This window comes from Parabacteroides sp. AF17-3 (genome assembly GCF_003635445.1).
GTDB lineage: Bacteria > Bacteroidota > Bacteroidia > Bacteroidales > Tannerellaceae > Parabacteroides > Parabacteroides goldsteinii.
This window is the reverse complement of record NZ_QTMM01000001.1, coordinates 273,440-285,969: the sequence shown is the minus strand read 5'-3', so window position 1 is coordinate 285,969 and position 12,530 is coordinate 273,440. Positions and strand designations below refer to the sequence as shown.

The window sequence follows — 12,530 nt, the reverse complement described above, 5'->3', positions numbered from 1 at the left end:
GTTTTAAGGTTGTTAAATGGCTCGGCAGATGCTCTTTTCCATGTCCTCTAACTTGTGCGACAAGGTTTCCATGTCTTGGCTTATCTTCTGGGCGGTGATTTTGGCGTAAATTTGGGTGGTTTTTATGTTCGTGTGCCCCAAAAGGCGGCTCACGGTTTCGATGGGCACGCCATGCGATAAAAGTACGGTCGTGGCGTTCGTGTGCCTTGCGACATGGTAGGTCAAACGCACCTTGAACCCGCATTGTCTGCCTATATCTTTGAGTATCTTGTTGCAACTGCCGTTGCTCGGAACGGGGAACACATGACCGCCCCTTGCCAGCCCCTTGTATTTCTCTATGATACGCTTGGGAACGTCCAACAGACGGATGTTCGATTCGGTGTTGGTTTTCTTTCTTCGGGTGATTATCCATAGATTGCCGTCGAAGAATGTTTGCAGGCGGTCGGCGGTGAGGTTCTTCACATCGGAATACGCCAAACCCGTGAACACCGAAAAGACGAACAAGTCCCGTACAAGTTCATGGGCGGCGTTCTTCATCGGTGCGTCCATGAGCGTTTGTATCTCCGTTTGGGTGAGGTAGCCCCTGTCCACGCTTTCGGGAGAGTTGATATACCCTGCAAAGGGGTTGAACGGCAAACGTCCGTCGTTCCTCGCTATGGAAACGATGTGTTTCAACACAATCATGTAGCCCCAAACGGTGTTGGTGCGGCATTTCTTCTCCGTTCTGAGGAAATACTCGAAGTCGTTGATGAAAGTAAGGTTGAGTTCCTTTAACGGAATGTCCTCACGCTTGTAGGTATGGGGCAGGAACTCCCGAATATGGTTGCAGACCGTTTGATAGCGTCGGAATGTTCCCTGCGCCCTGCTGTGCCCGACTTTCTTGGCAAACTCGGCGTTGTGCTGCTCAAACAGCTTCAACAGGGTTTCCTGCTTGACACCGATACCGAGATAGGCGTCTTTGAGCTTGGCAGCGGTAACATAACCGTCCGTCTGCATCAACTCTTGATAGCGGCGGTTTACCTCCACACGAATTTTATCTACCGCAAGATTGATTCTCTGCGCTTCGATGCTCTTGCCCGAAGCACGGTTGTTCTTCACGTCCCACAAGCGTAGGGGAACGTCCATCTTGCAACTGAACTGTTTAATCTCGCCGTCCACCGTGATACGGCACATCAAAGGCAGGTTGCCGTTCGGCTTTTCGCTGCCTTTCTTCACGTAAAATAAGACCTTGAATGTACTACGCATAACTCACTCCTTTTTTGGGTTACAAAATTAAGTTACAGTGAGTTATCGACTGCTATGCAAATCTACGCAAATCGCAGAAAAAGAACCTTTTAGCAAGAAATACGCACCCGTTACGGGAGTAATGAGGTGGTAACTGAACTCTTGCGCCGTTTGGCTTCATGTTGGCTTTCCGTTGGCTATGCCCAATAGAAAAACAAAGCGTAACGAACGCTGTTTCAGCCAATTCGCTACGCTTTGCTCAAATTTACTTTTTCGCTATGTGTTTATTTTAATTCATCTTATTATAATGAAAAAGTAAGCCATAGTTCATACAAGACTCAGGTTCATTACAATGAATAACATCCTTCACCTGTAACCAGACTGATGATATTTCGTGATTAAGAATATCATTTAGATCGCTAATATCCAACCCTTTGAGCATAAACAGATCATATTTATCTTTCTCATTCATACATATCACTTTAATAAAGATATAAAATTAGCATATTATCAAAGTAGGAATTAGGTACCAAAAAAACTCTTTTTCATTGTCAGCTCACAATACCCTTTTCGCTCTTTTTTTAAATACAGCGCAAATATAAATAAATATTTTTAATAATATACTCCACAAACAGAAAATTATTTCATATATATCGTAGAAAAGATCCATTTAGAAGGCATTCTTCAAATAAAACAATCTGTAATACAAAACTTTCCTAATTCCGCAAAACACATAATATTGCATATAAACAATGATATACAAAACATAGACACATATATCATATTTATAAAAAACATATAAGCTTCATTCAACACCTGAGTCTTGTATGAACTCTGGCGTACTCTTATCCTACTCTTTCCCATTCAATTATATCCAAAAGTCGGAAAACATTTCAGATTCTCTATCGAATTAAAATAAAAATATGTATCACCTAAAAATCAATGCTTATGAAAATGAGATGAATCTACCCGAATGCTACTAAACGTACATTGAATGCAAATGTTCCCACGGCTAAAAAACTGCCGTATTAATCGATTTATTTTAAAACAAAAGGATTATTGTATTACTCCTTTATACGATTCAAACAAAAATAACATCATTATGAAGAAGAATCTTTTTATTCTAATACTATTCTCTCTTTTACCGGTTATTACATGGGCTCAAGAGAGTATAAGTGTTAAAGGGGTTGTCTTTGATAACCTAAATATGACCGTGCCAGGTGCTTCCGTAGTTGAAAAAGGAACACAAAACGGAACCGTAACGGATATGGATGGTAATTTCACTCTACAAGCGAAAAAAGGATCTAAACTCGTAGTTTCCTTCATCGGATACAAAACGGTTGAAATTACAGCGACAGATAAACAAGTATTAAAAATCATTCTTAATGAAGATAGTCAAACATTGGATGAAGTCGTTGTTACCGGTTATTCCGGAACTCAGCTACGCTCCAAAACGACTAATTCCATAGCAAAAGTCAAACAAGAAACATTAAATGTAGGTTTGTTCTCCAATCCGGCGCAAGCACTCTCCGGAGCTGTCTCCGGATTGAAAGTAATCCAATCATCGGGAAGTCCGGGAGCCGCTCCGACAATCGTCCTCCGTGGTGGTACTAACCTCGATGGAACAGGATCACCTCTGGTTATAGTCGACGGACAATTGCGTGACGGCTTAAATGACATAAACCCGGAAGACATAGAATCAATGGAGGTTATGAAAGATGCGGGAGCAACTGCCATTTACGGAGCACGTGCCAGTAACGGTGTAATTCTCGTCACAACTAAAAAAGGAAAGGCCGGACACCGGGAAATAAACTTTAAGGCTAAAGTCGGTTTAAACTATGCTTATATGCCTTATGAGTTTTTAAATGGAGGCGAATATATCTCGGCTTTACGCCAAGCCGTCTATAATGCGGGTAATCTCTTTACCGACAAAAATGGAACTGTAAAAGGCTACGGTCCTTATTCAGGCGGTTCATTGGAAGGGGCACAACCTTATGGTACCGGTAACGTATATGGAAAATCAGTGTACAGTCCTATGTTTTTAAGTAACGAGAACGCTAACCTTCTGGAAAAAGGATGGCAAAAAATGACAGACCCGATCACCGGAAAAGAAATTATTTACAAAGACACGGACCTTGCCAGTTATAACCTGAACAACCCGTCTCTCACTCAAGATTATAACATAAATATGTCCGGAGGAAATGATCGTGCAACTTATTATGCAGGTCTGGGATACAATCATCAGGAAGCCGTCCCTATTAATACTTACTACGAACGGTATTCATTTGTAACTAATGCAAGTTACAAAATTGCAGATTGGCTGACCTCCAAATCCTCTCTGAATTACAACCGTGCAAACTGGAAAAACATGCCGGGATCAAACGGGTCGGAAGCAAACTATTTCGGTCGTATCATGTCTTTACCTCCTACGGTTATCTTCGAAGATGAAGAAGGCAACATGCAATTAGGACCGGGAACCGCTGACGGAAACCAGTCCTATCAACCGGAAAAATGGGAGAATTTTAACCAGTCCGACAAGTTCACGATGGTACAGGCATTTCAGGTTGACCTAATGAAAGGATTAACACTTAACGCATCTGCCAATTGGTATTACGCCGAGCAATTAACAGAATCTTTTACAAAAGATTACGAGAAAACTCCTGGGGTATTCGACCGTACACGCAGCAGCAAAGCTGATTACAGCCGTGATTTCAGACAAACTTACAATGCCGTCCTAAATTTCACACGAACTTTTGCGCGTGATCATAACGTTGATTTAATGTTGGGTACCGAATATTACGATAAATACTACCGGTATTATAAAGCGGAAGGTCAGGGTGCACCGACAGATGACTTTGGAGATTTAGGACTTACAGATAAAGGCGAAAACAAACGTACAATAGATTCAGAACATAAACAACTGAGAATACTTTCTTTCTTCGGACGTTTAAATTATGATTTTAAGAATAAATATTTACTTTCAGCTGTTTTCCGCCGTGACGGTTATTCTTCTTTACTGGGAGACAACCGCTGGGGATTCTTCCCAGGCGTTTCGGCCGGTTGGATATTTGGACGCGAAGATTTTGTAAAAGACAATTTGCCAGTCCTTTCCTTTGGTAAATTACGCATGAGTTATGGTATCAACGGAAATGCCTCTGGTATCGGAGAGTATACGCTGCAAGGCTCTTACAACACGCAGACATACAATGGCAACATCGGTTACCTCATAGGAAGTCTGCCTAATGCCGGATTACGCTGGGAAAAGACAGCGACATTTGAAGCAGGTCTCGATATGAGCTTTTTTGAAAACAGGCTGACAACCAATTTTACTTATTACAACCGCCTGACTTCCGATAAATATGCCAATCTGAGCTTTCCGACTTCAACCGGCTTCTCCTCTGTAACCAACAACAACGGGGAGTTACGTAATCAAGGTCTTGAAATTGAATTATCCGGAAAAATATTCGAGAACAAAGACTGGTCATGGACTGCCAGCGGTAATATTTCATTCAACAAGAATAAAATCGTATCGTTGCCTTATAATAATCTGGAAAGAAACAGACAAGATGCATTCGAAATCTATTCCGGCAATAAACTGCCAGACGGTTCATATGAAAAAATCTGGGTCGGTGGCTATCAGGAAGGATATGAACCTAATGTTCTGTATATGTATAAAGCCGAAGGTATTTACAAATCGAAAGACGAAATTCCAACCAACCTGATTGACAAACACCTGGGAGACAAGACTCTCTATGGAACAGGAGTATGGGATAACCTTAGCGCAAGCGAACAAAACGGTACCAGCAACCTACCGATCCAACCGGGTGATGTTAAATGGAAAGATGTAAACGGCGATGGTGTAATCGACCAGTACGATAGAGTAAAAGTCGGAAATACGGATCCGCATTGGACAGGCGGCTTCAATACAACCTTGCGCTGGAAAGGATTACAACTGTATGCCCGCTTTGACTTTGCCCTCGACTTCTGGATTTATGAGAACTCTGCCCAAAGTAAAACACCCTGGTATATGGGCTGTATGCAAGGTTCCTACAATGTACCGGCCGAATTATACTACGACACATGGTCGGAAGACAATCCCAATGCAAAATATCCGCGTTTCCTTTGGGCAGACCAGTTAGGGAAAGGCAATTATAACACAGCGTCCACCCTTTTCGCCTATAAAGGGAATTATCTTGCCATACGTGAATTGTCGTTAAGTTATTCGCTGCCTAAAACATGGACGGATATGGCTAAAATGCAACAAGCGTCTGTCTCTATCACAGGACAAAATCTCGGATATCTGACCGGAGCCAAGAATGTGGCAACACCTGAAGTGGCAGCCAACGGCCAGGCTGGATCCGGTTATGCCCTGCCCCGCTCAGTTTTATTTGGGATAAACGTTACTTTCTAATTCAATAGTAATAATAATTTAAAGTATACACAATATGAATATCTTAAAATCAACAATACGATTCGGTGTTCTGGCGACAACAGTTTATCTGTGTAGCGCTTGTGATGCACTTGACTTGTCGCCTATCGACTATTACGGTAGTTCGAATTACTGGACAAAGCCGGAGCATATCATAGGATATATGGACGGACTCCATAAAAACCTGCGTGACAAAACATACCAGCACCAGTTTATTTTCGGTGAAGTCCGCGGTGGTTCCAATGTGGAAACATTAGCCATAGATGGCACCAGTGTATCCGACCAAGGACTGAAACTACAGAAACTTTCAGCCGTTACTTCAGGCGTAAGCAAATGGGGAGAATTATATGGTCTCATAGCTAATATCAATATTTTCCTTCAAAATACGAAAGAAGCCACTTATATGTCGGATGCCGACAAGGCTTATTACCTGGGCCAGGCCTACGGCTTACGGGCTTTCCACTACTTCGATTTATACAGGACTTACGGAACAGCCCCGTTGCAACTGGACCCGAACAAAGTCGTAAACGGAAATTTCAATCCGGAAGATTTATACGAAGGCCGTGCAAGTGGTTCCGCCATGATGGCACAAATCAAATCAGACCTCGAAGAATCATTGAAATATTTCGGAGACAACAATTCCTTCGACCCATCCAACAGAAGCAACAAGAAAGCCTATTGGTCAAAGGCTGCTACCGAATGCCTGATGGGAGAAGTATATCTCTGGAACGCAAAAGTGTCGACCGATGACAATCAGGCCAATGAAGCAGATCTGGCAATAGCCAAAAATCATTTATTGAATGTTGTCAACAATTACGGTTTGTCGTTGCAAGAGGATTTTACCAATGTATTTTCCTCCACAAATAAAGGTAATTCCGAAATCATTATGGCTGTACGATACACTGAAGGTGAAGCGGCTAACAGCTATACCAGTTTCATGTACAATTACCAAACCGGACAATTCAAAACAATCGGTTATAATAGCGAAGATGGTGTTCTGATGGGCGATACTCTTCAGGTTGGGACCACCGCGCAACAACGACATGAGTTTAAAAAAGAGATGTTCCTGAAATATGATAAAGCAGACAGTCGTCGCGATGCTACATTTCTGGCAGCTTATTATCAGGTTTCCGACGAACATCCGAACGGAGAACTGGCCGGTACTTTTTTAAGGAAAATAATGGGACATTTCAATGTAAGCACTAACCAGTACGTATGGGATGCGGATGCTGTTATTTACCGTTTACCTCTCGTCTACCTGATGCTTGCCGAAATTGAGAATATGCAGAATGGCGATGTGGCTAAATATATCAACATGATTCGCGAACGCGCGTATGGTAATAATTGGGATATTAGCAAGTACGGTTATGTAAATGCGGATTTCACAACGAACGAACTGGCAATCCTCAACGAAAAAGATAAAGAATTCGTTGGAGAAGGACAGCGTTGGTGGGATGTACGGCGTATGACCCTCACCAAAGGAGGCAAACATTTAGTATTCTGTAAAGAAGGGAGCATCGGAACAACCGAGCCTATCCTAAGCGAAGCAGAGTCATATAAAGTGCTTTGGCCCATTGAAACAGAAATGTTGAACAAAGACCCCAAGCTGGTTCAAACACCAGGTTACGAATAATCTATTTCATCTAACTGTTACCTGTAAACCGACCTGTTTTTATCGACAGCCGGTTTACAGGTAACTTTATACACCATCTAGCACAAATTATTTCATATCGCTACAGCAATTATTAAATTATTTTATTATATTTGCCTCATATTTAAAATAACACACATAACAACTATTAAATACTGCGTACCATGGAAAAGATTAAAGGTCTGATTGATGCCCCTTTTACTCCGTTTTATGAAAATGGAGAAGTGAATTACGAACCCATTGAAGCCTATGCCAAACTTTTAGCCAACAACGGTTTGAAAGGTGTTTTCATCAACGGCTCATCGGGCGAAGGCTATATGCTGACGGAAGAAGAGCGTATTAAACTGGCCGAAAGATGGATGGAAGTTGTGCCGGAAGGGTTCAAAGTAATCGTACATGTAGGTAGTACTTGTGTAAAGACCAGCCGCAACCTGGCTGCCCACGCACAAAAGATCGGAGCATGGGGGATAGGCGCCATGGCTTCTCCGTTCCCTAAAGTAAACCGTGTGGAAGAACTGATGAAATATTGCGAAGAAATTGCTTGCGGGGCACCGGAACTGCCTTTCTATTATTATCATATTCCGGCATTCAACGGCGCATTCCTTTCAATGGTAGATTTCTTAAAAGCTGTAGACGGACGCATCCCTAATTTCGCAGGAATCAAATATACCTATGAAAGCCTTTACGAATATAACCAGTGCAGGTTATATAAAGACGGCAAATTCGACATGCTTCACGGACAGGACGAAACTATTCTGCCCTGCCTGGCTATGGGTGGCGCACAAGGCGGCATCGGCGGAACAACCAACTATAACGGCAAGGAACTGGTCGGTATCATCACAGCCTGGGAAGCCGGAGACCTGGAAACAGCCCGCGAAAAACAAAACTTCTCACAGGATGTGATTAACGTAATCTGTCATTACCGCGGAAACATCGTAGGAGGCAAGCGTATCATGAAACTGATTGGTCTGGACCTGGGCAAAAACCGTACACCGTTCCAGAATATGACCGATGCCGAAGAAGCGGCTATGAAAGCTGAACTCGAAGCTATCAATTTCTTTGAAAGATGTAACAAATTCTAACGACTATGGAAGCAAAAACAAACATATCCCAACCGGCAGAATATCTGGGTTACTGGGAAGAAACATACAAAAACGACCTCGTGAACGATGTCATGCCTTTCTGGCTGAAATACGGCATCGACAAAGAGAACGGCGGTTATTTCACCTGCCTCAACCGGGACGGTTCCCTGATGGATTCGAACAAATCGGTATGGTTTCAGGGACGTTTCGCTTTCATCCTGGCCTATGCCTACAATCATATAGAGAAACGTCAAGAATGGTTGCAGGCTTGTAAGAATGGCATTGATTTCATCGAGAAATATTGCTTCGACACGGATGGCCGCATGTTTTATGAGGTGACGGCAACCGGCGTTCCGGTCCGCAAAAGAAGATATGTCTTTTCCGAAACTTTTGCCGCTATCGCCATGGCGCAATATTCCATCGCATCGGGAGACAAAAGCTATGCGGAGAAAGCAGTCAACCTCTTCAAACAAGTCCTTCATTATAAAAATACACCGGGATTGCTTGAACCTAAATTCCGCGAAGGCTTCGTCGCCAAAGGGCATTCCTTATGCATGATACTGATTGATACGGCCGCCCGCATCCGCGAAGCTATCGACGATGAAATACTGACAAAACAGATAGACGAGTCCATCAGCGAACTCCGCCGCGACTTCATGAAGCCGGAATTCAAAACAATCCTCGAAACAGTCGGACCGAATGGCGAATTCATCGACTCCATCCCCGGACGAACCATCAATCCGGGCCATTCCATCGAGACAGCCTGGTTTATCCTGGAAGAAGCCAAGTACCGCAACTGGGACCCGGAATTGAAAGAAATGGGACTGACTATCCTCAACTGGGCCTGGGAATGGGGCTGGGACAAAACATACGGTGGAATCACTTATTTCAAAGACTGCAAGAACCTTCCGCAGCAAGAATACTGGCACGATATGAAATTCTGGTGGCCGCAATGCGAAGCCATCATCGCCACACTTTATGCCTATGAAGCTACCGGCGACAAGAAATACCTTGAAATGCACCGGATGATTAATGAATACACATACGCCCGTTTCCCGGACAGGGAATATGGGGAATGGTACGGCTATTTCCATTATGACGGGACATTGTCACAGCCGGCCAAAGGTAATATGTATAAAGGCCCGTTCCACATCCCCCGGATGCTTCTGAAATGTAACCAGCTTTGTAAAGAAATGCTTTCAAAATAAACGATATGAGCAATAAGAAAATCTATCCCTGGGTAGTTGTCGGCCTGTTGTGGGGCGTAGCCTTACTGAACTATATGGACCGGCAAATGCTCTCCACCATGAAAGACGCGATGATGATAGACATCACCGAACTGGAATCGGCAGCCAACTTCGGCCGCCTGATGGCCGTGTTCCTGTGGATATACGGATTCATGAGCCCTGTAGCGGGAATGATAGCCGACAGGGTAAACCGCAAATGGTTGATCGTCGGCAGCCTGTTCGTCTGGTCGTTCGTCACGCTGATGATGGGTTATTGCACGACTTTCAACCAGATTTATTTCCTGCGCGCCCTCATGGGGGTAAGCGAAGCCTTGTATATCCCGGCAGGATTGTCGCTGATAACCGATTACCACCAGGGGAAAACCCGTTCGCTGGCAGTAGGCATCCACATGACCGGCCTTTACACCGGACAGGCTTTAGGCGGTTTCGGTGCGACAGTGGCAAGCGCCTTTACCTGGGAAACGACTTTCCACTGGTTCGGGATTGTCGGTATTGCATACAGCGTGATTCTTATTCTGTTCCTGAAAGATAAAAAAGACCATATCGTTCATAAAATCAAAGAGGCGGGCGCTGCCGTCGAGAATCCGGTGAAAGGGGCTCTCAAAGGGATGGGTATGTTGTTTACGAACATCTCTTTCTGGATTATCCTGCTTTATTTTGCAACCCCGAGTCTACCGGGCTGGGCTACCAAGAACTGGTTACCGACATTATTCTCCGAAAATCTGTCAATCGACATGTCGGAAGCAGGTCCGTTATCAACGATTACAATCGCTTTATCTTCGTTTATCGGAGTCATTGCAGGCGGTATCTTATCCGATAAATGGATACAGACCAACGTACGCGGCCGTGTTTATACCGGAGCTATCGGACTGGCATTGACCATTCCATCGCTCTTATTGCTCGGTTTCGGACATAACTTCCTGATGATTGTCGGCGGAGGCTTGTGTTTCGGTATCGGTTTCGGTATCTTTGATGCCAATAATATGCCGATACTCTGCCAGTTCATCTCACCACGTTACCGGGCTACGGCTTACGGTATCATGAATATGACCGGTGTATTTGCCGGGGCAGCCATTACAGACCTGCTGGGCAGATCGACAGATGCCGGCAACCTGGGGCACGACTTTGCCATGTTGGCAGGACTCGTCGCAATCGCTTTACTCATTCAGATTTGCTTCCTTCGACCGAAAGTGGCAAATATGACGGATTAGTTGAAAATAATATGATTATATTTGACTCAGTATTTAACAAACAACACATATAGAACAATCACCATGAAAAAAAGCATCTTTTATCTCTGTCTTCTATTCATCGCACAAACCGCCTTTGCAGCAGACAGCTTGTACGTAAGGGAACAGCAGATTCCTATTCTGATAGACCGTACGGACAATGTACTGTTGGAAATGCGTATTCCCGCTCAGAAGGGAGATGTATTAAATAATTTCACACTCCAATTCGGAGAAGAGACGAACCTGTCTGACATAAAAGCCGTACGGTTATACTATAGCGGCACGGAAGCGCCATCCAGGGAAGGCACGCACTTCAACCCGGTGACATACGTTACCAGTTACACACCGGGCAAGACACGGGTAGCGAACCCTTCTTATTCTGTCAAACAAGATGAAGTTACCGCCCCGGCAAAGACAATCAGGCTGTCTTCCAAACAACCAATGATTAAAGGTCCCAACTACTTCTGGGTAAGCATCGAAATGAAACCGGAGACCTCTTTATTGTCGAGAGTATCCTTCACGATGCCGGAGGCCACCATCAATAACAAACCCGCAGCCATCGAATGGAAAGGGAAAGCAGAAACACCCCGTCGCGTAGGCGTCGGCGTACGCCAGGCAGGCGATGACGGCTCGGCAGCCTTCCGTATCCCGGGACTGGTTACGACCAACAACGGCACGCTTCTCGGCGTTTACGATATCCGTTACAACAGCAGTGTCGACTTACAGGAAATGGTCGACATAGGCGTGAGCCGCAGTACGGACAAGGGACAAACCTGGGAGCCGATGCGCGTAGCCATGACCTTCGGTGAAACCGGCGGTCTGCCTCATGCACAAAACGGAGTAGGTGACCCGTCCATCCTGGTAGACGAAAAGACAAACACCATCTGGATTGTTGCCGCCTGGACTCACGGAATGGGTAACGGACGCGCCTGGTGGAACTCCATGCCGGACATGACTCCCGATGAAACGGCCCAATTGATGCTTGTCAAGAGCGAAGACGACGGAAAGACCTGGAGCGAACCTATCAACATCACTTCGCAGGTGAAAGACCCTTCCTGGTATTTCCTGTTGCAGGGTCCGGGACGCGGCATCACCATGCAGGACGGCACGCTGGTTTTCCCCATCCAGTTCATCGACGCGACGCGTGTACCGAATGCAGGCGTGATGTACAGCAAAGACCGTGGCAAAACCTGGCATCTGCATAACCTGGCACGCACCAATACCACCGAAGCACAGGTAGCAGAAGTTGAACCCGGCGTGCTCATGCTCAACATGCGCGATAACCGTGGCGGTAGCCGTGCCGTAGCCGTTACCAAAGACCTGGGCAAGACCTGGACCGAACATCCCTCAAGCCGCAGTGCCTTGCAGGAACCGGTTTGTATGGCAAGCCTCATCAAAGTGGATGCGAAAGACAACATCACCGGAAAGAAACTGTTATTGTTCTCCAATCCGAACACCACGAAAGGACGCAACCATATCACGATTAAAGCCAGTCTCGACGGTGGCCTGACCTGGCCGGCAGAACATCAGGTATTACTGGACGAAAACGAAGGATGGGGATATTCCTGCCTGTCCATGATCGACAAGGAAACAGTCGGTATCTTCTACGAATCAAGTGTGGCACACATGACCTTCCAGGCTGTCAAACTAACAGACCTGATTAAATAA

Annotated in this window: 7 protein-coding genes; 6 read left to right on the top strand and 1 reads right to left on the bottom strand. The window is 44.9% G+C overall.

Annotated elements, in window-relative coordinates; genetic code table 11:
• Positions 1-12: 12 nt before the first annotated feature.
• Positions 13-1,245, bottom strand: coding sequence for a site-specific integrase (locus tag DWW91_RS00900; RefSeq protein WP_028726260.1), 1,233 nt, complete (start codon positions 1,243-1,245; stop codon positions 13-15).
• A 1,081-nt stretch (positions 1,246-2,326) separates the two neighbouring features.
• Between DWW91_RS00900 and DWW91_RS00890 the strand changes: the two genes are divergently transcribed.
• The 6 genes from DWW91_RS00890 to DWW91_RS00865 all read left to right on the top strand — a co-directional run bounded on the left by DWW91_RS00890 (position 2,327) and on the right by DWW91_RS00865 (position 12,530).
• Positions 2,327-5,635 carry a TonB-dependent receptor gene (locus DWW91_RS00890; protein ID WP_010801242.1) on the top strand — a complete coding sequence of 1,103 codons (3,309 nt, stop codon included), beginning with the start codon at positions 2,327-2,329 and terminating at the stop codon, positions 5,633-5,635.
• 34 nt (positions 5,636-5,669) lie between these two features.
• Positions 5,670-7,286, top strand: a complete 1,617-nt coding sequence (locus DWW91_RS00885) for a RagB/SusD family nutrient uptake outer membrane protein (RefSeq protein ID WP_010801241.1) — start codon at positions 5,670-5,672, stop codon at positions 7,284-7,286.
• A gap of 182 nt (positions 7,287-7,468) precedes the next feature.
• Positions 7,469-8,386: a dihydrodipicolinate synthase family protein gene (locus DWW91_RS00880; protein ID WP_122326672.1), complete on the top strand. Its 918-nt coding sequence runs from the start codon at positions 7,469-7,471 to the stop codon at positions 8,384-8,386.
• Between the two features lie 5 nt (positions 8,387-8,391).
• The gene (locus tag DWW91_RS00875; protein WP_122326671.1) at positions 8,392-9,594 is read left to right on the top strand and encodes an AGE family epimerase/isomerase; all 1,203 of its coding nucleotides are present in this window, start codon (positions 8,392-8,394) and stop codon (positions 9,592-9,594) included.
• Positions 9,595-9,599: 5 nt separating this feature from the next.
• Entirely contained in the window at positions 9,600-10,844 is a 1,245-nt protein-coding gene (locus DWW91_RS00870) for an MFS transporter (RefSeq protein ID WP_046145818.1), read from the top strand.
• Between the two features lie 63 nt (positions 10,845-10,907).
• Positions 10,908-12,530, top strand: coding sequence for a sialidase family protein (locus tag DWW91_RS00865; protein ID WP_122326670.1), 1,623 nt, complete (start codon positions 10,908-10,910; stop codon positions 12,528-12,530).

Bases quoted from the DNA above. Each gene is read 5' to 3' on its own strand.
- DWW91_RS00900 (WP_028726260.1), bottom strand. From the start codon at position 1,245: ATGCGTAGTACATTCAAGGTCTTATTTTACGTGAAGAAAGGCAGCGAA.
- DWW91_RS00890 (WP_010801242.1), top strand. From the start codon at position 2,327: ATGAAGAAGAATCTTTTTATTCTAATACTATTCTCTCTTTTACCGGTT.
- DWW91_RS00885 (WP_010801241.1), top strand. From the start codon at position 5,670: ATGAATATCTTAAAATCAACAATACGATTCGGTGTTCTGGCGACAACA.
- DWW91_RS00880 (WP_122326672.1), top strand. From the start codon at position 7,469: ATGGAAAAGATTAAAGGTCTGATTGATGCCCCTTTTACTCCGTTTTAT.
- DWW91_RS00875 (WP_122326671.1), top strand. From the start codon at position 8,392: ATGGAAGCAAAAACAAACATATCCCAACCGGCAGAATATCTGGGTTAC.
- DWW91_RS00870 (WP_046145818.1), top strand. From the start codon at position 9,600: ATGAGCAATAAGAAAATCTATCCCTGGGTAGTTGTCGGCCTGTTGTGG.
- DWW91_RS00865 (WP_122326670.1), top strand. From the start codon at position 10,908: ATGAAAAAAAGCATCTTTTATCTCTGTCTTCTATTCATCGCACAAACC.